Here is a 21,504-nt window from a genome sequence, read left to right as displayed (position 1 = left end):
CATACGCTCCGAAATGTGACGTCATCCATGATCCGGGGCCGGCCTCGGCGGGCCGCCGGGCACATATCCGTGCTGGTCGTGCATGCCGTGGTGGGTGTGTTGGTCGCCTTGGCGTGGCTGGTGTTGCCGGGGATGACGTCGGGGGTGGACGCTCCGGTTGCGGTCGGTTCGGAGCGGCCCGTCGCGGGTGCCTCCGCCCAGGAGGAGCCGGAGTCCTCGCCCGGTGATCTCGCGTTGCCGCTCGTCGCGGCCGTGGCCGCAGTCGCGATCGCCGGATACGGGTATGTGCGGCGGACCCGACGGCTGCGGACTCGGACCACCCCCGGCGGTGAGCCGCTCCCGGCGCAGGGGCCGCCGCTCGGTGAGCTGGACGAACGGGCGCGGGGGCTCCTCGTCGACGCCGACGACTGGGTGCGGACCAGTCGGGAGGAGTTCTCCTTTGCCGAGGCCCGGGCGGGGGCCGAGGCCGTCGCGCCCTTCGCGCAGGCCCTCCGGGACGCCGAGGGCGAGCTCGCCTCCGCGTTCCGTATGCGGCAGCGCTTCGACGACGGGGTTCCGGACGACGACACCCGGCGGCAGCAGGTGCTCGCGGGGATCGTCGGGCGGTGCGAGGAGGCGGGGCGGCGGCTGGACGCGGAGGCGGCCGGGTTCGATCAGCTGCGGGGGCTCGAGGGGGATGTGGGCGGGGCGTTGGAGGTCGCCGAGGCCCGGTTCCGGGAACTGACCGGCCGTACCGCGGGCGCCGGCGCCACACTTGCCGAACTCGGCAAGCGGTACGGTCCCGCGGCCATCGCCGATGTGTCCGGCTACGTAGAACAGGCCAAGGACCGGCTCGTGTTCGCCACCTCCCGGCTCAACGAGGCCCGGCAGGGCGCCGACCTCGGCGAGACGGAACGGGCCATCCGCAATCTGCGTGCCGCCGAGGGTGCGATCGCCCAGGCCCTCGTGTTCGTCGAGGGGGTCGAACGGCTGGCAAGAGAGCTGGCCGCCGCGGCGGGACTGGTACCGGCCGCGCTCACCGGCGCGGAGTCGGAGATCGCCGGAGCACGGCAGCGGACCACCGGCGCCCCCGGGGGCCCACCGGAGGTCCGGATCGGCCATGCCGACGGCGTCCTGGCGGACGTACGGGACGAGGCGACCGGAGGGCCGTACGACCCGCTGGATGCGCTGCGGCGGATCGTGCGGGGTGTCGTGCCGGTCGCCTCTGGGCGGGCCGGGGTCCTGTCGGCGGCCGCGTCGCTCGTGGCGCACCGTGCTGCGGCCGCCGCGGACGACCACATCACCACCCACCGCGGCGCGGTCGGCAGCGCACCTCGCACCCGGCTCGCGGAGGCCCAGCGGCTGCTCGCCGCCACCCCCGGCCTCACAGACCTGCTCACCGCCGACGCCCTCGCCCGCCGGGCCCGGGAGCTGGCGGAGCAGGACGTACGCACGCGCGGCCGCCCGCTCACCGCGACGGCGGCGAGCTTCGGCGGGCCGCGGACCCGTGCCCGGCGGGAGTGACCGGCGGGGCCTCTTCGGCGGCGTACGGAAGCCCGCGCCCGGCGCCGGTCAGAACAGGCTCAGTAGCGCCTCCGCCTGGTCCGTGCCCCCGCCCACCGCGACGGCCGCGAGCTTCGGCGGCCCGCGCACCCGTCCGCGGCGGGAGTGACCGGCGGAGTCTCTTCGGCGGCGTACGGAAGCCCGCGCCCGGCGCCGGTCAGAACAGGCTCAGCAGCGCCTCCGCCGGATCCGTGAGGCCCGTTTCGCCGTCCGGGAGCGGGAGTTCGAACCAGACCGTCTTGCCGCGTGGTGTGCGGCGGGAGCCCCAGGCGGCGCTCAGGAGGCCGACCAGTTGGAGGCCACGGCCGCCCTCGTCCGTGTCGCGGGCCCTGCGGCGGCGGGGCTGGACCAGGCCCGCGTCCCAGACCTCGCAGACCAGGGTGCGGTCGAGCAGGAGGCGGAGGCGGATGTCGCCCTCGCCGTAGCGCAGCGCGTTCGTCACCAGCTCGCTGACCAGGAGTTCCGCCGTGTCGACGAGCGGCTCCAGGTCCCAGCTGAGGAGCCGGCCGCGGGCGTACTCACGGGCGCGGCCCACGCTGCGCGGCTCGCGCGGCAGCGTCCAGTCGCCGACGGAATCGGCGGGCAGGCCCTGGACGCGGGCCATGAGCAGCGCGATGTCGTCCTCGCCGTGGTGCGTGTCGAGGGTGTTGAGGACGTGGTCGCAGACGTCCTCCAGGGGGCGGGTGGGGTCCGTCAGCGCTCCTACGAAGGCCTGCAGGCCCTCGTCCAGGGGGTGATCGCGGCTTTCGACCAGTCCATCCGTGTAGAGCGCCAACAGGGCACCTTCGGGGAGTTCGACCTCCACCTCCTCGAAGGGCTCCCCGCCCACACCGAGCGGCATGCCCGGCGGCACGTCCAGCATCAGCGCGTCCTCGCCCGGCTCGACCAGGACGGGCGGCAGATGGCCCGCGTTGGCGAAGGTGCAGCGCCGGGTCACCGAGTCGTAGACCGCGTACACACAGGTCGCCAGGTATACCTCGGAGAGGTCGGCCTCGCGGGGGCGGCGGGCGGCGCGGGTCGCCTGCTGGACGCCGCCCGGCGCCCCGAGGCCCCGCGCGATCTCGTCCAACGCGCTCAGCACTTCTGCCGGTTCGAGATCCAGCAGGGCCAAGGTGCGTACGGCCGAGCGGAGTTCGCCCATCGCCACGGCCGCCCGCAGACCGCGCCCCATCACATCGCCGACCACCAACGCCGTACGGTGACCCGGCAGTTCGATGACGTCGAACCAGTCGCCGCCCACCTCGCTCGGCCGGTCCGAGAGGGAGTTGCCCGGCAGATAGCGGCAGGCGATGTCCAGGCCGGAGGCGACCGGGTCGCCCGGGGGCAGCAGGGACCGTTGCAGTATCAGCGCCCGCTCGTGCTCCCTGCGGTAGAGGCGGGCGTTGTCGATGCACACCGCCGCCCGCGCCGCCAGCTCCACGGCCAGATCCCGGTCCCGGTCCCCGAACGGCTCGCTGCCCTTCGTCCGGGAGAACTGCGCCAGGCCTACGACCGTGTCATGGGCGACCATCGGCACGGCCAGCGTGGACTGGACGAGGCCGCCCTCCTCGGCGGGCACGAACCGCGGCCGCGCGGTGCGCAGGGCGTCCGCGCACGGGGAGTTGAAGGGGTAGTGGTGGACCGCGCCGACCGCGACGGTCGCGCCGCCGCCGACGAAGGGCGCGTCGGAGACCGCGCTGGCGAAGGCCACCCGGCGCAGCTCTGCGCTGCCGTCGGCGAGCCCGGGCGGGGTCTCGTCGCCGGCCAGCAGGCCCTGGTAGAGGTCGACCGTGGCCAGGTCGCAGAAGCCGGGGACGACGACGTCGAGCAGCTCGCGGGCCGTGGTCTCCAGGTCGAGGGAGTTCCCGATCCGGGCGCCGGCCTCGTTCAGAAGGGCGAGATTGCGCCGTGCGGCGGCGGCCTCGCGGGCGGCGGCGCGGCGGGCCGTGATGTCGGTGCCGAGCCAGGCGATGCCGATGGGGCGGCCGGAGCCGCTGTGCACCCGGTAGAGGTTGATGGACCAGTGGCGGCGGTCGTCGGAGCCGGGAAGGAAGCCGGTGACGTGCATGTCCGTGATGGACTCGCCGGTCTCCAGGACCCGGCGCAGGGTGGCGGTGACCCGCTCCGCCTCGGGCCTGGGCAGATAGTCGTGGACGCCCTTGCCGCGATGGTCGTCCGGGGCGCCGCCGAACAGTGAGGCGAACCGCTGGTTGGCGCGGCGTACCCGCAGGTCGGGGTCGATCAGCAGGAAGCCGAAGGGAGATTGGCCGAAAATAGCCTGCGAGGCGGCGAGGTCGGTCTCGATTCTGCGCAAGGTCCGCACATCGACGACGATGCAGACGGCCGCCTTCTCGCCCTCCTCGGTCCGCGTCGGCATGACGTAGACCTCCGCGAGGGCCTCCTCCCCGCGCTCGCCGGTCTCGGGGTCCGGCTTGCGGAAGGGGACGACACCGGTCCACTCCCGGCCGTCGAGGATCTCGGCCATCTTGCGGTGCCCCAGCTCGCGCCGCTCGGGGTCGATGAACGCCGCGATGGGGTCCATACCCACGGCACGCCCGGCAGGGATGCCGAAGAGCTGCTCGGCGCGCAGGCTCCACTGGTCGACGAGACCGTCGGGGCCGATGGAGAAGGACGCGACGCGGATGTAGTCGTACATGCTGCCGGGCGGACTGGTCTGCCACAGGACCTCGGCGGGCGAACCATCGCCGGATCCACTGCTCGCGTCGGCCGCGGCGGCAGCCGTGGCCCCCGTCCTCGCGCCGTCCGACGGGTCCTCGGACTCCGTGGCCTTCGCTGGTATCTCGCTCACGCGAACCGTCCCCTCCAGCTCACCGCGTCCGGCACCGGTCACCGGAGGCGGCTGCCCGCAGTATCCAGCACTACGGCGCCGCACAACACGGTGTTCACGATCACAGCACGTTCCCGATCGTTTTTGGACCGGACCGCGGAAACACTTCCAGTCTTCTAACCAGCCAACACGCTGTCGAATCACGGACTCCGACAACCGCCAGTGGCCTGAACCAGTCGCTCTACAGGGCGGGGGTGGGCGTACAGCATTCAGTACGGGTTTCAGGGCACCGCGAGCTCGAACCACACCGTCTTGCCGGCGCCCCCGGGGCGGGTGCCCCAGCGGCGTGAGGAGTGGGCGACCAGTTGCAGGCCGCGGCCGCTCTCGTCCTCGGGGGCGGCGATGCGCTCGCGCGGGAACTCGGGGATCGGGTCGGAGACCTCGACCAGCAGGACACCGCTGAGGTGGGAGGGGCGGACCAGGCGGACGCCGATGGGGCCGGTGGCGTGCCTTAGGGCGTTGGTGACGAGTTCGCTGACCAGGAGGGCCGCGATATCGGCGAGGCTGTCCAGGCCCCAGTCGTGCAGTCGTCCGCGGACGGCGGCCCGGGCGGCACGGACGGCGCCGGGTTCGGCGGAGAAGGTCCACTCGACGCAGTCGCCTTCGGTGTCGATCACACCGATCACTTCCCAGGCAGGGTGTCCTATTTCGCGGGGTTAATGGGGACATACCCGGTATTCATGGGGGTGTATCGCTGCGATTGGCGTACGCCGGGGTGCAGTGCGCCTATTGGGTGGGGGGTGCTGTTGTCTGGCGACTGCGGGTTTCGTTGTGGCTGGTCGCGCAGTTCCCCGCGCCCCTAGGAACGTCCCAGTCGCGGTTCGATTTTCCGTACCGCCGGAACGTCCTGGTCCAGCCACTCCACGTCCCATAGCTCTGCCGGAGTCAGCCAGCGCAGGGCGTCGTGGTCCTGGAGGGGCTTCGGGGCAGGGGAATCGGGGTGGAGGCGGGCCGTCCAGACGTGCAGGACGTATGGCGCGCGCAGGGGCCACTCCCCCGGGATCCGCTCCACCGCTTCCGTCTCTACGCCCAGTTCCTCGCGCAGTTCGCGGACCAGAGCCGCCTCCGGGGTCTCGCCCCGTTCGACCTTGCCGCCGGGGAGTTCCCAGCGGCCGGCCAGTTCGGGGGGTGCGCTGCGGCGGGCGGCGAGGAGGTGGCCGTCGTTCAGGAGGGCGGCTCCCACCACCACGATCGGTTCCGTCATGCGCCGGAGCCTACGGGACCCCAGGGGGCGTCTCAGTTGGCGGTCTCGGCGCCGGGCTGGCTGATCCTCTCGACCCAGTAGAGCTGCTTGTGCCCACGGGAGTCGAGGCTGTCCGCGATCTTCTGGGCCTCGGCCCGGGTCGCGTACCGGCCCACGCGGTAGCGATTGCCGTTGTCGTCCTGTCGTATGACGAGCCAGGGAAGAGTGATCGTGCTGTCGTTCATCGCGTCCCACCGCTCCTTCCCGCCCTAGGGCCTGCCCCGCCCGCTAAGGAAACCGCAATCCGCATATGCCCGAGCCTACGCCTAACCTTTACGCAGCGAATACGGCTTTTCACAAAGAGGTACGCAACCGGCCAGGACGCAGGGGGCGCACGTCATCGAATGCGCCGTCGGCACGCGCTGACGCATCAAGTCAGCGGCATGCCGGGCACATTGGTGACGACCTGCGAGAACGACCAGATTCCAACCCCTGCTGAAGGGGCTCCGGTTGGATCGGTGCCGGGAGCAACTGCCCCGGAGTTGTGCGCTACTTCACGGGCAGGTGGTACGCGACCCGGTAGCGGTCGGCGGGGATGACGACGTCCGCGGTCTCCACGGGACGGCCGGAGGCGTAGTAGGTGCGCTGGATCACGAGGACCACATGCCCCGGGACGCCACCCAGGATGTGCAGTTCCTCCGCGAGGCCGGGGCGGGCGCCGACCTCCTCGGTGACGTTGTCGACGATGACGTCGATGGCGCGCATCCGCTCGACGACGCCCATGCCGCCGAGCGGGCCCTCCTCGGGGAGCATCACGGGGGTGCGGCCGGTGACCACGAGGGGCTCCCAGGAGGTGGAGAGCATCATCGCCTCGCCCGCCTCTCGGAAGAGATATCTGGTGCACATCACCCGGTCCCCGGCCTTGATGGCGAGCCGCTCGGCGACCGACCCGCTCGCCTCGGCCTGCTCACTGCTGGACTCCCAGGTGCCGCGCGCCTCGCCGTCGGCCTGCTCCTGTCGGAACGGCGTGGCCCCGCCGGTCGGGCGGAACCCGGAGCGGGCGATCCGGCGGGGCACCGGCCGCTCGCGCACATAGGTCCCGGAGCCGGAGCGGCCCTCGACCAGGCCCTCGGCCATCAGCACCTTGCGCGCCTCCAGGGCGACGGTGTCCGAGACGCCGTACTCCTCGCGGATTCGCGCCTGGGACGGGAGGCGGGTGTGCGGTGGCAGCGAACCGTCGACGATCTTCTTGCGGAGATCACCCGCGACACGCAGGTACGCCGGCTGCTCACCGAATGTCACTGGCCGCTCCCATCAGGTTGTACAGACAGCAACAGCGTGGCAACCGTGGGTTGTGCCATGCAAGCAAAGGCCAGAGAATCACTCGATGTGATGACTTGTGTCCGGTGAGGCCTTACGCAGGCACTTTCTCCCCGCTATAGCCGCGATCACACATCGAGTTCCTCGCCGCCCGGACTCTCGCTCCCGCCGTCGTACTCCCCGTCGTAGGACGGCACGGTGGTGGCGAGGCCCAGAGCCTCGCGGGCGGTGACGGTGGTGGGGCCGTCGACGTACTCGTAGCCGGTGTCGTAGTGCTCGTAGAACGTGTCCACGTCGTCGGTCGCGGCCGCCTTCTTCCACGCCGCGCGGGCGTCCTTCATGTCCGTGACCAGGGCGGCGACGGGCTCCTCGGCGCCGTTCTGCCAGCCGTGCGCCTCCAGGGCCTCGATCTGCTCGCCGAGCACGCCCTCGACTTCCCTCGCCCAGTCCTGGTTGGCCGGCAGGTCGTCCTCGGGGTAGTCCTCCGGCTCCTCGTAGAGCACGTCGTCGACGGTGTTGAGCGCCTCGAGGAGGGCGATCTGGTCCGCGTCGAGGGTGGTCGCGTCGTTGCGCAGTGAGCCGGTGAGGGTGCCCTTGTCGTCGGTGCTGCCGAACAGGCAGGTGATCTCGCGGTCGCCGAAGCGCCAACTCTGGCTGGAGGGGATGAGGTAGTAGACGGCCGCGTCCTCCGGTACGGCCCAGGGGTCCATGGCGTACTCGGCTTCCAGGGTGTAGCACTTGTCCTCGGCGGTCCGGGTCACCGAGTCGTCGCCGGGGAACCGTTCGCCGGGCAGGGTGACGACCGCGAACACCTCGCCGTCGTGCCGCCCGGCGCAGGGCACCTCCTCCACGTCGTAGGTGGCGCCCTCCAGGGAGCCGGACGGGGAGTTGAAGCAGTCGCCCTTGGCTAGCGCATAGGCGGTGCCGTCCTCGCTCGCGGCGTCCTTGAGGCCGTCCCAGACGTCGGAGGCGAACCCGGTGGAAAGCGTCACCGTCCACAGCGCGAGCCCGACGGAGGACAGCACGGAACCGGCGATCGCCATCCCCTTGCCGCGCTCGCCCTTCTTCTTGATCTGCGCGAGCGCCACGAGACCGAGGACCAGACCCACGGCCGGGAGGAAGCAGAGGATGCCGAGGACCAGGGCGGCGATGGCGACGCCGTTCACGGGCACGGGACGGCCATAGGGGCCGTAGGGGTGGTACGGGTAAGGCCCGTACGGGCTCTGCGGCGGGAACTGGCCTTGTGCGTACGGTCCCTGAGGTCCCGGAGGCTGCCCGTGGGGCGGAGGTATGGACACGAGTACCGTGCTCCTGTTTCGGGCGGCGAGGCCGGGACGATGCAGAACGGGCGTACGACTGAACGCACGCGCATGGTAAGCGCGGCACGGGTGGGGGTGGAATGCGGGTCACAAATGCGACGATCCGGGCCGTCAACGGGTTGACCGCGCGCTGGGCCGGGGTCGCGGAGGGCGGCACGGTCTTCTCGGCGGCCGGGGTCTGGCCGCTGCTGGCCTTCCTCGCGGACGGGGCCGCGGGCAGGACGCGCGAGGAGTTGGCGGACGCAGTGGGGCTGCCCGCGGACCGGGCGGCATCGGCGGCGCGGGAACTGCTTGCCGCTCTCGGCTCGGCGCACGGCGTGGACTCCGCCCTCGGCCTGTGGACCAAGCGCACGTTGGAGCTGCACGAGCGCTGGGAGTCGGGGCTGCCGGCAGACGCGCACGGGGTGCTCACCGGTGACGTCGAGGTGGACCACAAGGCCCTGGACACCTGGGCCTCGGAGCGGACCGGCGGGCTGATCGAGCGGATGCCGGTCGAAGTCAAAGACAGCACGGAGCTGGTGCTGGCCGGCGCGCTGGCGATGCGGACGCGCTGGCTGCGCCCCTTCCGCGAGACTCCGTGGTGCCCGGAGGTCGGCCCGTGGGGCGGGGGCGAGGTGTACCTCGGTCTACGGCGCAGCAGCACCCTGCTGGACCGGATCGGCGTGGCGGACACCCCGGACGGCCATGTCACCGAGCTGAAGGTGTGCGGCACCGGCGCGCTCGACGTCCATCTGCTGCTCGGCGAGGAGGGGATGACGCCGGGGCAGGTGCTGCGGGCGGGCGTGGGCCTGCTCACCGACCGGGACCGGGTGGTGCCGGGCGACCGGCTCCCTTACGGCGAAGCGGGTCCCGGGGTGCGGGTGAGGAGGGTGCGGGCCATGAGGCCGGCGCCACCGACACTGAACGTCACGACGGCGGCGTACGAGGTGCGCGCGAGCCATGACCTGCTGAAGCGGCATGAGTTGTTCGGGCTGACGACGGCCCGCACCGCCGTCGCCGGGCACTTCCCCGGCGTCAGCGACTTCCCCCTGTGCATCGGCTCGGCCCAGCAGGCGGCCGTCGCGAAGTTCGGCGCGCTCGGCTTCGAGGCCGCCGCGGTGACGGCGATGGCGGCGGCCCCCGGGGCCGGGATACCCCAGCTGCGGTGGATGGTCACGACGGTCGAGGCCGACTTCGACCGGCCGTTCGCCTTCCTCGCCGTCCATCGCCACACACGGCTGGTTCTCGCGGCGGGGTGGGTCACGGAGCCGGTGCCTTTTCCGGGGGTGCGGTGGTGAACTCGGTTCACGCGGCCAATGGGTTGACTGCACTCTGGGCCGCCACGGTGGAGGACGCCACAGTCTTCTCGGCCGTGGGCGTGTGGCCCCTGCTCGCCTTTCTCGCAGACGGTGCCGCCGAGCTGACGCGGGAGGAGTTGGCGGAGGCCCTCGGGGTTCCGGCGGATCAAGCAGCTTCGGCAGGACGGGAGTTGCTGGGCGCGCTGGATTCCGTGGACGGCCTGGACTCCGCGCTGGGGATATGGACGCGGCGCACACTGGAGCCTCGGCCGGAGTGGGTGGCGGGGCTACCTGCGCAGACGCACGGGGTGCTCGGCGGGGACCTCGGGGCGGACCAAAAGACCCTGGACGCCTGGGCCGCCGAGCGGACCGGCGGGCTCGTCGACGCGATGCCGGTGGAGTTGACGCCGTTGACCGAGCTGGTGCTGGCCAGCGCGCTGGTGTTGCGGACCACGTGGGAGGAGCCCTTCGAGGGCGGCTACGGCCGCTGGCTCGGCGGCGCTTTCGACCGCGCTGGGCTCAGCCGTACCACCGAAGGCCTGGACGATCTGGCGGTCGCCCGCACCCCTGCCGGGAAGGTCACCCGGGTCGTGGTGCGCGGCGACAACGGCATCGATGTCCATCTGCTGCTCGGCGAGGAGGAGATGACCCCGGGGCAGGTCCTCGGCGCCGGTCTCGGCTGCCTCGACGGCAGCCTCAGGCCGACGGCGGGCGAGCGGCTGAAGAAGGGAGACGCGGGCCCGGGACTGCACGTGTCCAAGCTGCCCAGCGCACAGCCGGCGCCAACGCAACTGTCCCTGGACACCGTCGAGTTCACCCTCAACGCCCGGCACGACCTGCTGGCCCGCCCCGAGCTCTTCGGGCTCTCCTGCGCCACCGACCCCGAGTGGGGCGGCTTCCCGGGCATCAGCGCCGGCCCGCTCGCCGTGGGCTCGGCCGGGCAGTCCGCGACGGCCACCTTCAGCGCCGAGGGGTTCCGGGCGGCGGCGGTGACGGCGGTGGGCATGGCGTGGATGGGTGCGCCGGGCGGCGATCTGCCGTACGAGACGACCGAGGCCTACGTCCGTATCGACCGGCCCTTCGGCTTCCTCGCCGTCCACCGGAAGACGCGACTCGCCCTCGTCGCGGGCTGGGTGACGGATCCCAGGCCCTTCGACGAGGACGAGTACAGCTACCCGGAGGGCCTTGAGGACGCCCCGGTCATCGAGTGAGCGTCAGAACTGGAGTGCCCAGGCGTCGATCCGCCCGGTGTCTATCGCCGCGTTGTCACTGACGCGCAGTTTCCACTGGCCGTTGGCGACCTCGGAGGAGGCGTTCACCGAGTACGTGGTGTTGATGTTGTCCGAACTGCCGCCGGTGCCGTAGCCCTTGAGCGTGTACGCCGTTCCGTCGGGGGCGATCAGCTGGACCTGGAGGTCGCCGATGTAGGTGTGGACGATGTGCACCTCGACGGCCAGGGCCGAGGGGGCGTTGCCGGAGACGCCGGAGACGGTCACCGGGGACTCGGCGGTGGAGTTGTCGTTGATCGCGTAGTCGCCGGTGTTCTCGAAGCGCGGTCCGGGCGGGGTGGTGGTGCCGCCGCCGACGTAGAGCAGGCGGTTGGGCGAGCCGGTGCCGGGGCTGGTGACGACGTTCGGGGTGGCCGCGGTCGTCAGGGCCGAGGAGACCTGCGCGGGGGTGGCCGTGGGGTTCGCGGCCAGGTGGAGCGCGGCCGCGCCGGCCACGTGCGGGGTCGCCATCGACGTACCGGAGATGGTGTTGGTGGCGGAGTCGCTGGTGTTCCACGCCGAGGTGATGGAGGAGCCCGGCGCGAACAGGTCCAGGACCGTGCCGTAGTTGGAGTAGCTGGCCTTCGCGTCCGACGAGGTGGTCGCGCCGACCGTGATGGCCTCCGTCACGCGGGCGGGGGACCTGGTCGAGGCGTTCGTGGACTCGTTGCCCGCCGCCACGGCGAAGGTGACGCCGGAGGCGATGGCGTTGCGGACGGCGGTGTCGATCGCGGTGTCCGCGCCGCCGCCGAGGGACATGTTGGCGACGGCCGGCTTGACCGCGTTCTGGGCGACCCAGTCGATACCGGCGACGACCTGCGCGGTCGTACCCGACCCCGAGTTGTTCAGCACCCGGACGCCGACGACCCGCGCCTTCTTGGCGACGCCGTAGGCGGTACCGGCGACGGTGCCCGCGACGTGGGTGCCGTGGCCGTGGCCGTCCTGGGCGGTGTTGTCGTTGTCGACGGCGTCGTAGCCGTAGGAGGCACGGCCGCCGAAGTCGCTGTGGGTGATGCGGACGCCGGTGTCGATGACGTACGCCGTCACGCCCTGACCGGCCGAGTCCGGGTAGGTGTACGAGCTGTTGAGCGGGAGGTTGCGCTGGTCGACCCGGTCCAGGCCCCAGGAGGGCGGGCTCGGCTGGGTCGCCGCGATGCTGAAGGTACGGTTCTGCACGACGGCGGCGACGGCCGGGTCGGCGGCGAACTTCTTCGCCTCGGCCGCGGAGGCCTCGACCGCGTAGCCGTTGAGCGCCTTCTTGTACGTGCGCTCGATGTCGGCGCCGTACTTCTTGGCGAGCGCCCGGCCCTCGGCGGAGCCGGCGCGGGCCGCATCCGGCTTCAGGGTCACGATGTAGCTCTCGGCCACGGCGTTCGCCGCGCCGGCGTACTGGATCCGGCCGTCGCCCGCGGTCGGGGCGGCGCCTGCGGGGAGGGCGGAGACGAGGCCCGCGGTGAGTACCGCGGAGGCCGCCACGCTGATCGCGGCCAGTCTTCGCCGGGTGGAACGCATCACTGCCATCTGAGGGATCCTCCTCAATCGGTGGTGCGCTGGTGGGGGGTGGTGCGAGCATGCCGAGCCCGCCCAGAATGGGCGTGATCATGTCAACGCTGCTTTGCTGTGCGAACTCTGTGCACCAGCCGAAAGATTGAGGCTTCCACAGGAATTGCACAAGGGCCCTGCACGGACGTAACACACGTGCCATGCGTCCGACATGACACGCCGTCACTTGCGTGCAGGGCCTTGCGGTCCGCCGGTCAGTCGTCGAAGGCGGTCGCCCGGGTGGTCTTCTCCCAGGTGACCACGTCCTCCCGCACCTGGTCCAGATGACCGAGTACGGCGGTCACCGCGTCGTCCCCGAGCGGCAGCCTGAGCGGGGTCTGCTCGGCCTGGAGCGCGGCCAGGATGGCGGCCGCCGCCTTCGCCGGGTCCCCGGGCTGCGAGCCGTCGCCGCCGGCGACCATGCCACGCGTCCCGCTCACCTTCGGGTACCGCCCGCTGTCCGGGCTGGCCCCGGCCCGGTCGGCCGCGAACAGCGAGGTGCGGAAGGCACCCGGCTCCACGATCAGCACCTTGATCCCGAACTCGGCGACCTCGTCCGCGAGCCCCTCGGACATGCCCTCCAGCGCGAACTTGGTCCCGCTGTACAGGGAGAAGCCCGCGAAGGACAGCTGCCCGCCCATGCTGCTCATCTGCACGATCGCCCCGGACTTCCGCTCGCGCATGTGCGGCAGTACGGCACGGGTGAGCGCGGCGGGGCCGAAGACATGCACGTCGAACAGCTCGCGCAGCTCCTGCTCGGTGGTCTCCTCGAAGGCACCCACATGGGTACGCCCCGCGTTGTTGACCAGGACGTCGATCCGCCCGTGCCGCGCGAGGACGTCCCGGACCGCGGCCTCGGCGGCTTTCGTGTCACCGACGTCCAGCCGCAGCGCCTCCACCTGGTCCGGATGCGCGGCCACGAGATCGTCCAGCGCCTCCGGACGCCGTACCGCGCCGACCACCACATCGCCCTCCGCCAGCGCCGCCTCGGCGATCGCCCGCCCGAATCCGCTGCTCGCACCCGTGATCAGCCACACCTTGTTCATCACAGCTCCCCGTGGTCCCGGTAGTCGCTTCCGCTTGTGTGAATCAGCCTGCTCCGGTGGTCGGTTGCCTGTCCAAGACCCACTCTGATAACCGATGGCTATGACGACGGACGTTCATGTGCGTGACCTGCGCTACTTCGTGACGGTGGCGGAAGAACTGCACTTCACCCGCGCGGCCGAGCGGTTGTACGTCTCCCAGCCCGCCCTCAGCAAGCAGGTGCGGGCGCTGGAGCGGCAGCTGGGCGCGGCCCTCTTCCACCGGGGACCGCAGGGCGTGACGCTCACCGACGCCGGTACGGCCCTGCTGCCGCATGCCCGGCGGGTGCTGGACGCCTGGGCGGACGGGTCGGCGGCGCTGGAGTCGGCGCGGGCCGCGGCGCGCGGGGCGCTGGTGGTAGGGATGAGCACCAGTCCTGGGCGCGGCGGACTGCTGCCCGCGATCCGCTCCCGGTTCACGGCGGAGCATCCGTCCGCTGTGCTGCGCCTTCGCCAGGTCAGCTGGGAGGACCCCACGGCGGGCCTGGCGGACGGCGACGCGGACGTGGCCTTCGTCTGGCTGCCCCTGCCCGACGCGGCCCGCTACGGCTGGGTCGTGGTCGCCTCGGAGCCCCGGCTGGTCGCTCTCCCGGAGCACCACCGGCTCGCCGAGCGCGACGAGGTCGACCTCGCCGACCTCTTCGAGGAGCCGTTCCTCGCGCTGCCCCCGAGCGCGGGGCCGCTGCGGGACCACTGGCTCGCTCTGGACGAACGTGGCGGGCGTCCGCCCCGGATCGGTGCGGAGATCGCGGGGACGGAGGAGACGTACGAGGCGCTGGTGGCCGGGCTCGGTGTCTGCCTCGTCGCCACGGGGAACGCTCCGCTGATCACGCTGGGGGGTGTGACGACCCGTCCGGTGCGAGGCCTCTCGCCGAGCCGGTACGCGCTGGCGTGGCGGCGGGAGGATGAGCAGCGGGCGGTGGTGCGGGGGTATGCGGAGGCCTGTGCGCGGGTGGTGGGTGATGTGCGTGACGGCTGACTGTCCTCAGCTCCGCCTGCCTATCTGTCTGCGGATCGTCTCGTCCGTGATCTCCGTGTCCGCGGCCAGCAGGAACGCCTTGCTGAGGATCAGGGAGAGCCGCTCGTCCTCGAACGGCAGGAACACCTTGCCGTCGCTCTTCTGACGGGCGGGGACGATGCACAGGTAGGCGCCGTCCGGTTCCATCAGGATGTTGGCCGAGCCGATGTGGATCCGGTACGTGCGCAGCTCGCCGCGGACCACCAGGAAGCGGCCGTCGAGCGAGCACCGGTCGGCGATCTTCAGGCGCGGCACGATCCGCTCCAGGGCGTCGCGGCGCGCGTCGGCGCTCTCCGTGAGTTCGGCGAAGGACGCCCGCTCCCAGTAGGCGCGTTCGGGGCCCCGGTCGGTCCAGTCGGGGTCCGCGGCGATCGAGGTAACGCCGACGAACAGGTCCACGTCCCGCATCGCCTCGCTGAACACCAGCTCGGGCACCTCGGCCAGTGGCACCTCGCGCCAGCCGCTCTCGGCCCGGCGGTCGAAGCGGACCTGGTCGGTCGCCGCCAGCTCGTCCTCGCCCGCCCAGTCGGCCCAGGAGTGGAAGAACCGGATCCGCCACTCCCCCGCCGCCAGCACGCGCTCGGCATCGGTCTCGTCCCCGATGTCCCAGGGCCCGAGCCGGCCGCTCGACCAGCCCCGGGCCCGGAACAGCGCGAACATCCTGCGGTAGTGGACGAGATGCCCGGCGAAGCGGTTGGAGTAGCCGCGGGTCTCCTGCTCGGCCGGGGTGAGCCGGTAGATCTCCCGGAACGCCTGCTTGAACGGCTGCCGGATGCGCGCTTCGGTGAGCAGATCCCGCCAGGTCCGCACGGCGTCGGCGTCGGCGCGCAGGGGATGCCAGAGCCGTACGCGGGCGTCGGCGGGTGCGTCGGGCAGTTCGTCCGCCGCCTCCGGCAGTACGGCCCGCCAGTCGCCGGGCGCGACCTCGATCTCCCAGATCAGCCTGCGTACGACGGTCCGGGCGAGCGGATGTCCGGCCAGTTCCGTGCGCCACCAGCCGTAGGGGTGGACGGTGTCCACGGTGAAGCCGCCCTCCAACGCGCGGGCGAGGGTGACGAGTTGGGCGTCGACCCGCTTGCCCAGCTCGCGCACCTCCCTGACCAGCGCGGGGTGGTCACGGCGGACGGGCGCCGGGGTGCTGCGCAGCGGGCGGCCGTCCTTCTCCCAGGTCAGCGTGGCGCTTTCGGTGACCGTGAGGACGGCCGTGTAGTCGCCGGCCGCGCGGCGCAGGACGCCTTCGTCGTCGAAGTCCAGCCGCGGCAGCCGTAGGGCCACGTCGGTGCGCTCGGCCAGGGCCGCCTCGACCTTCTTGATCATCTTGTCCAGTTGCTTGGGCACGCCCGCGTGCCGGACGTTCCGACGCACCGTGCGGATCGCGGTGACCAGCTCGGGCGTGGGGAAGTCCTGGGCGGCGCGCACCACTTCGTACAGCATGGCCTGCGAGGGGAGCGTCCTGGCGGCCGTAGGGGCGATGGCCACGCCTGGCAGCAGACGGTCGAACAGCTCCGGGAGCCAGGGCTCGTCGCGCAGCAGCGCCACGCGCGCGGCCTGACCGACGGCGAGGACCTCGCGGTCGGTGAACGCCTTGTCCGAGCGGTAGGGAATCACGCCCGCGTGGATCGCGTCGGTGCGGTCGGCCGCTGCCTCAAGGGCGCGGCGGGCGAAGGCGACGTAGGCGGAGGTGACGGCCGATCCGCGCCATGCGTCCGCGGGCGGTGGCGTGCCGAAGGGGTGGTCGCGGTCGATCCCGGCGAGGAGAAGTTGTTCGTCCCGGCTGAGTCCGGCGACGACGGCCGTCTCGTCCGCCACGATGGGTCCCGCGTCCCGCGAGAGGCCCTCCACGGCCCTGCGCAGGGTCTCCTCGCCCGCGAGCCCCGCGACCGCGAGCAGTGCGTAGGGCTGGCGCACCTTGTTCTCCGCCAGTCTCAACTCGAGCAGGGCTCGGACCGGTTCGGACACGTCGGGCAGCGGACCCGTGCAGTGCTGCACCGCGGCGAGACCCAGCGTGAGATCCGCGAAGTCCTCCCTCTCGGTCCGTCCCACGAGCACCTCGAACATCCGGCGGCAGGCCTCGGGCGTGTAGCGCGGCTGCCGTTCCTCGGCCGCCCGCTCGACCGCGGCGCGGGCCAGGGCGGCCGGCCGGATCCAGGTGGCCACGTCGTTGGCCGCGACGACCAGGGCGCCGAGTTCCTCGTCGGAGATCCGCGACATGTCGGCCGACGTGTCGTCGTATGTCGAGTCCGGGTCGGTCAGCGCGTTCATCAGCCGGTCGGCGAGGTTCATCGGGCGTCCCCCTCTCGTAAGCCTGCCTGGATCATGGCAGCCGCCACTGACAACGCCGCCGCGGCCTCCCGGACGGTCACTGTCAGTGGGGGCGGCTACGGTGACAGCCACTTGGATCGAGCGGTCGGCCGGGGGGCCGGGCGGAGGGGAGGGGCTGTGCGGCGCTGGGAGTTGGTCGGTGACGGCTCGGCGAAGTTCTGGGAGGCGGAGGCCGAGGGGGCGACGGTCACCGTGCGCTACGGGAGGGTCGGGGCGCAGGGGCGTACGCAGCCGAAGGAGTTGGGCTCGGCGGAGGCGGCCGAGGCGTATCTGGCGAAGGGCATCGCGGAGAAGGAGGGGAAGGGGTATCGGGAGGTGGAGGTCGCTGCCGACCCCGAGCCGGCGGTGCTTCCCGACGAGGACACCTTCGTCATGCCCGCCGCTTGGCGTCGCCTGGTCCACCCGAGGCGCGGCGGCATCCCTCGGACCGTCCCCGAACTCCGTGCCGATGCCCAGGAGTTGTTGGACGGCCGGCTGAAGGAGGAGGCCGGCTGGATCGAGCAGATGCTCGCCGCGCCGGAGAGCGACCCGCGGATCGTGGATGCCGTCCGCGCGCATCTGAAGGGCAGTCAGAGCCCCCTCGGCGCTGCCGCCCTGGCATCGCTGACCATGCACTACCAGCTCCCCGACGGCGTGTTCGTGGACGCCTGGGTCCGCGCGCACGGCCTGGCCTTCGCCGCGCGGGCGGTGGTGGAGTACTTCGACATCGAGACCCACTGGATGCAGCACGGCGGGCATCGCCAGGATCCCCGGATCGGCTTCCGCGCCGGCACGACCACCGGGAGCGGCCACTGGGGTGGTCCGTTCGCCAGCCGGCTGCGCGCCCTGCTGGCCGTCGCCGACGAGGACATCTTCCAGGAGACCGTCGCCGTCCTCGCCGAGTGCCGGGACAGCGTGCGCCGTCGGGTCGTCGTGGCGTACGTCGTGCCCAGCGAGCACGACTGGGTCGCCGATGCCTGCACGGACGCGGACAAGATCGACACGGGCCTGCGGAGCTTGCTGCTGTGCTCGCTGAACTCCCCCGAGCAGCTCGCCACCGTCGGCACCTCCCTCCACCTCGGCTGGAACGACTGGACGATGCCGATGGTCGCCTCGCTCGCCGAGGGCATCGGCCCGCACATCGCGCCCGTGCTGGAGCGGGGCATCGAAACGGCGTACGGCTCCGACCGGGTGCGTGCCTTCTCGGCCACCTTGGTGGAGCTGCCGACGGACGAGGCGTTCGGGGTGCTGCTGGCCCGCGTCGAGGACAAGAACGTACGGCCGTATCTGATGGAGGCGATGCGGCGCCGGCCCGTGCGCGCGCTGCGTCTGTTGGGTGCGGCGGCGACCGGCACGGCCAAGTACGCGTCGACTGTGGAGCAGTTGCTGGTCGCGCACATCCAGACGCACGCCGAGCTGACGGCTGCGGTGCTGCCCGAACTCCCCGCGCGTGTGGCCGAGTTCATCGAGCCGCGGCTCGCCTTCCGGGACCGGGTGGCCGAGGCTTCGGCGGAGGCCTTGCCCGCGCTGCTGGTCAGCCCACCGTGGGCGAAGCAGCGCAAGGCCGCGAAGGCGCGCGTGGCGGCGAAGGCGCCGGTCGCCCCGGAGCCGAAGGTCGTCTGGCGGCCCGATGAGCAGAAGGCCTGGGCCGGGGTCAGCTCCTGGTACTCCACCTGGCGGGGCAAGTACGAGTGGAAAGAGGAGATCAAGACCCTGCAGAACGGCGGGCAGTTGTCGGACGTCCGCCAGGCCCGGCTGTTCGTGACCGCGCCCGAGGACGTGGTCCGCCCGCTGCTGGCGCACTGCGCCCCCGAGGACTACTGGGACGGCGAGGCCGCGCTGAAGCCGGTGGCCGCGCGGTTCGGGGTGGACGCTCTGCCGCTGATGCTGCGCGCCGCGACGCGACATCCCGCCACCCTGAGCATGCTGGTCATGCCGTATCTGAGCGTCGAGGTCGCCGGTCTGGTCAGCGACTGGCTGGCCCGGCTGAAGTCCGCCGACGCCCTGGCCCGCGCCTGGCTGAAGCGGCACGGTCTCGCCACCGTCCCGTGTCTGCTCCCGCACGCGGTGGGCAAGGCCGGTCACGCCCGGCGGGGCGCCGAGCGGGCGCTGCGGCTGCTGGTGGAGGCCCATGGCCGCGAGGCCGTGCTGGCGGCCGTCGCCGAGTCCGGTCAGGCGGCCGCGGGCATCGTCTCCGAGGCGCTGGACGCCGATCCGCTGGAGAGCGCGCTGCCGACGCGGATGCCGACCGTGGGCGCCTGGGCCGAGCCCGCGCTGCTGCCGCAGATCGTGCTCAAGGAGGGCGGCGCCGCCCTTCCCGCCGACGCGGTGCGCAACGCCCTCATGGTCCTGGCGCTGTCCAAGCCCGGCGATGTCTACCCAGGCCTCGACGTGCTGACCGAGCACTGCACCGCCGACTCCCTCGCCGCCTTCGCCTGGGGCCTGTTCGAGCAGTGGCGCCTGGCCGGTATGCCCGCGAAGGAGAGCTGGGCGCTGCATGCTCTGGGCTGGCTGGGAGACGACGAGGTCGTACGGCGGCTCACTCCCGTGGTGCGCGCCTGGCCCGGCGAGTCCGCCCATCACCGCGCGGTGGAAGGGCTGAACGTGCTCGCGACGATCGGCAGCGATGTGGCACTGCTGCATCTGCACGGCATCGCCCAGCGTGTGCCGTTCAAGGCGCTGAAGACGCGCGCCCAGGAGAAGATCGCCGAGGTCGCCGAGGGACTCGGACTGACCGGTGAGCAGTTGGGCGACCGGCTCGTGCCCGACTTCGGCCTGAACGCGGACGGCAGCACCGTCATCGACTACGGCCCCCGGCAGTTCACCGTCGGCTTCGACGAGCAGTTGCGGCCCTACGTCCGGGACGCCGACGGCAAGCACCGCAAGGCCCTGCCCACCCCCGCCGCCAAGGACGACCCGGAGCTGGCCCCGGCCGAGCGCAAGCGGTTCGCCGCGCTGAAGAAGGACGCCCGTACCGTCGCCACCGACCAGGTACGGCGGCTCGAGGCGGCGATGGTGGCGCAACGCTCCTGGACGGCCGGGGAGTTCCGGGACCTGTTCGTCGCCCATCCGCTGCTGTGGCACCTGGTCCGGCGGCTGGTCTGGCTCAGTGAGACCGACGGCGAGGTGACGGCGTTCCGGGTCGCGGAGGACCGTACGTTCGCCGACGTCGAGGACGACGAGCTGACGCTGCCCGAGGGGGCGAGCATCCGGCTCGCCCATCCGCTGAACCTGGGCGGGGAACTGGGCGCCTGGTCGGAGCTGTTCGCCGACTACGAGATCCTTCAGCCCTTCCCGCAGCTCGGCCGTGCCGTGCACGCGCTCACCGAGGAGGAGGCCGCGGAGCACCGGCTGGCCCGGTTCGAGGGCGCCACCGTGCCGGTCGGGAAGCTGCTCGGGCTCACCAAGCGCGGGTGGGAACGGGGCGAGCCGCAGGACGCGGGCGTGGAGCGCTGGTTCTTCCGGCGTATCGACGAGGGCCGGTACCTGGTCATCGACCTCGACCCCGGCATCGCCGTCGGCGCCGTGGACATGCTGGGTGATCAGACCTTCAACGCCGTATGGCTGAACACGACCCCCGACGACTACTGGCGCAACCGGAAGAACGACCTCAGCTTCGCCGGGCTCGACCCGGTCATCGCCTCCGAGCTGCTCGCCGACCTCACGGAGGTGACCGCGAAGTGAGCATCACCAGGGAACACGAGGAGCAGCTCCAGCGCCCGCCCGCCGAGGTCCGCTACGCCGACGAGCTCGCCGCCCTGCGCGCCGCCGACGACGACCCCCGTCCGCCCGGCTGGCAGCTCAGTCTGCGCGCCGCCCGCCGGTTCGTGGTCGGTGACGAACAGGCCGGTATCAGCCGGAAGTTCGTCGGCAATGTCTCCCTGGTGGAGCGGGCCCTGGTGACGCTGGCCACCAACCGGGGCCTGATGCTCGTAGGAGAACCGGGCACGGCGAAGTCGCTGCTGTCCGAGCTGATCGCGGCGGCGGTCAGCGGGGACTCCGCGCTCACCGTGCAGGGCGGCGCCGCGACCACCGAGGATCAGATCAAGTACTCCTGGAACTACGCTCTGCTGGTCTCGGAGGGCCCCTCGACCCGCTCCCTCGTCCCGGCGCCCATGTTGCGCGGCATGGCGGAGGGCCGGATCGTGCGGTTCGAGGAGATCACCCGCTGTCCGCTGGAGGTGCAGGACTGTCTGCTTTCGCTGCTCTCCGACCGGGTCATCGCCGTCCCGGAGCTGGACGGGCCGCAGGGCATGGTCTTCGCCCGCCAGGGCTTCAATGTCATCGCCACCGCCAACACCCGCGACCGGGGCGTCAACGAGATGAGCGCCGCGCTCAAGCGCCGCTTCAACTTCGAGACGGTCTTCCCCATCGCCGACTTCGACACCGAACTGGCCCTGGTCGAGGCCGAGGCGACAGCGCTTCTGGCGCAGTCGGGGGTCACGGCTCCGCCGCGCCGGGACGTGCTGGAGGTCCTGGTGGGAACCTTCCGTGAGCTGCGCGGTTCCGCCGATCGCGGCGAGCGGATGTCGACGGTGATGAGCACCGCGGAGGCCGTGTCCGTCGCGCACGCGGTCGGGGTGCGCGGCTGGTTCCTGCGCGGCGAGTCCGGCACGGCGGCCGACGTGGTGGCGAGCCTCGCGGGTACGGCGGCGAAGGACAGCCCCGAGGATCTGGCGAGACTGCGCCGCTTCTTGGAGCAGGAGGTGCCGCGCCGCGGGGGCGGACAGTGGCGGGCGCTGCATGATGCTCGGCATCTGTTGGTGGACTGATGGGCAGCGCGTTGGGGGCCGGGGGGAACTCGGCGAGCACATCGGAGGCCGGT

15 protein-coding genes are annotated in these 21,504 nt (G+C 72.1%); 6 read left to right on the top strand and 9 right to left on the bottom strand.

Annotated elements, in window-relative coordinates:
- The first annotated feature begins 15 nt into the window (after nucleotides 1-15).
- Nucleotides 16-1,503 carry a hypothetical protein gene (locus OHT76_RS28085; RefSeq protein ID WP_328873643.1) on the top strand — a complete coding sequence of 496 codons (1,488 nt, stop codon included), beginning with the start codon at nucleotides 16-18 and terminating at the stop codon, nucleotides 1,501-1,503.
- 196 nt (nucleotides 1,504-1,699) lie between these two features.
- Here OHT76_RS28085 and OHT76_RS28080 read toward each other — a convergent pair whose 3' ends face one another.
- The 6 genes from OHT76_RS28080 to OHT76_RS28055 form a co-directional block, all read right to left on the bottom strand.
- Nucleotides 1,700-4,330 carry a SpoIIE family protein phosphatase gene (locus OHT76_RS28080; RefSeq protein ID WP_328873642.1) on the bottom strand — a complete coding sequence of 877 codons (2,631 nt, stop codon included), beginning with the start codon at nucleotides 4,328-4,330 and terminating at the stop codon, nucleotides 1,700-1,702.
- 260 nt (nucleotides 4,331-4,590) lie between these two features.
- Nucleotides 4,591-5,016 carry an ATP-binding protein gene (locus OHT76_RS28075; protein WP_328876637.1) on the bottom strand — a complete coding sequence of 142 codons (426 nt, stop codon included), beginning with the start codon at nucleotides 5,014-5,016 and terminating at the stop codon, nucleotides 4,591-4,593.
- A 152-nt stretch (nucleotides 5,017-5,168) separates the two neighbouring features.
- Nucleotides 5,169-5,573: a (deoxy)nucleoside triphosphate pyrophosphohydrolase gene (locus OHT76_RS28070; protein ID WP_328873641.1), complete on the bottom strand. Its 405-nt coding sequence runs from the start codon at nucleotides 5,571-5,573 to the stop codon at nucleotides 5,169-5,171.
- Between the two features lie 32 nt (nucleotides 5,574-5,605).
- A complete protein-coding gene (locus OHT76_RS28065; RefSeq protein WP_328873640.1) occupies nucleotides 5,606-5,797 on the bottom strand; it encodes an SPOR domain-containing protein in 192 nt (63 codons plus the stop codon).
- A 304-nt stretch (nucleotides 5,798-6,101) separates the two neighbouring features.
- Nucleotides 6,102-6,854: a GntR family transcriptional regulator gene (locus tag OHT76_RS28060; protein ID WP_328873639.1), complete on the bottom strand. Its 753-nt coding sequence runs from the start codon at nucleotides 6,852-6,854 to the stop codon at nucleotides 6,102-6,104.
- Between the two features lie 146 nt (nucleotides 6,855-7,000).
- A complete protein-coding gene (locus tag OHT76_RS28055; protein WP_328873638.1) occupies nucleotides 7,001-8,170 on the bottom strand; it encodes a DUF4190 domain-containing protein in 1,170 nt (389 codons plus the stop codon).
- 101 nt (nucleotides 8,171-8,271) lie between these two features.
- On the opposite strand from OHT76_RS28055, the gene OHT76_RS28050 reads away from it, so the two are divergent.
- Nucleotides 8,272-9,468 (top strand): serpin family protein, encoded by a 1,197-nt coding sequence (locus tag OHT76_RS28050; RefSeq protein ID WP_328873637.1) that lies wholly within the window; start codon nucleotides 8,272-8,274, stop codon nucleotides 9,466-9,468.
- Nucleotides 9,465-10,679 (top strand): serpin family protein, encoded by a 1,215-nt coding sequence (locus tag OHT76_RS28045; protein WP_443049844.1) that lies wholly within the window; start codon nucleotides 9,465-9,467, stop codon nucleotides 10,677-10,679. Before OHT76_RS28050 ends, OHT76_RS28045 begins: the two co-directional genes overlap by 4 nt.
- Nucleotides 10,680-10,682: 3 nt before the next feature.
- On the opposite strand, the gene OHT76_RS28040 is transcribed toward OHT76_RS28045, so the two are convergent.
- Together OHT76_RS28040 and OHT76_RS28035 are read right to left on the bottom strand one after the other, a co-directional pair.
- A complete protein-coding gene (locus OHT76_RS28040; RefSeq protein WP_328873635.1) occupies nucleotides 10,683-12,257 on the bottom strand; it encodes a S8 family peptidase in 1,575 nt (524 codons plus the stop codon).
- A 236-nt stretch (nucleotides 12,258-12,493) separates the two neighbouring features.
- Nucleotides 12,494-13,324 carry an oxidoreductase gene (locus OHT76_RS28035; protein ID WP_328873634.1) on the bottom strand — a complete coding sequence of 277 codons (831 nt, stop codon included), beginning with the start codon at nucleotides 13,322-13,324 and terminating at the stop codon, nucleotides 12,494-12,496.
- A gap of 94 nt (nucleotides 13,325-13,418) precedes the next feature.
- Between OHT76_RS28035 and OHT76_RS28030 the strand changes: the two genes are divergently transcribed.
- Nucleotides 13,419-14,339, top strand: a complete 921-nt coding sequence (locus OHT76_RS28030) for a LysR family transcriptional regulator (protein WP_328873633.1) — start codon at nucleotides 13,419-13,421, stop codon at nucleotides 14,337-14,339.
- Nucleotides 14,340-14,345: 6 nt separating this feature from the next.
- Here the strand turns inward: OHT76_RS28030 and OHT76_RS28025 are convergent, their stop codons facing one another.
- Entirely contained in the window at nucleotides 14,346-16,661 is a 2,316-nt protein-coding gene (locus OHT76_RS28025) for a DUF4132 domain-containing protein (RefSeq protein WP_328873632.1), read from the bottom strand.
- 33 nt (nucleotides 16,662-16,694) lie between these two features.
- On the opposite strand from OHT76_RS28025, the gene OHT76_RS28020 reads away from it, so the two are divergent.
- On the top strand, nucleotides 16,695-20,363 hold the full coding sequence (locus OHT76_RS28020; RefSeq protein ID WP_328873631.1) for a DUF4132 domain-containing protein: 3,669 nt from the start codon (nucleotides 16,695-16,697) through the stop codon (nucleotides 20,361-20,363).
- Entirely contained in the window at nucleotides 20,360-21,451 is a 1,092-nt protein-coding gene (locus OHT76_RS28015) for an ATP-binding protein (RefSeq protein ID WP_328873630.1), read from the top strand. The genes OHT76_RS28020 and OHT76_RS28015 overlap by 4 nt, the downstream gene beginning before the upstream one ends.
- The last annotated feature ends 53 nt before the right edge of the window (nucleotides 21,452-21,504 follow it).

Source organism: Streptomyces sp. NBC_00287 (assembly GCF_036173105.1).
Lineage (GTDB): Bacteria > Actinomycetota > Actinomycetes > Streptomycetales > Streptomycetaceae > Streptomyces.
The sequence above is the reverse complement of the archived record's forward strand: the minus strand, read 5'-3'. Positions and strand labels throughout refer to the sequence as shown.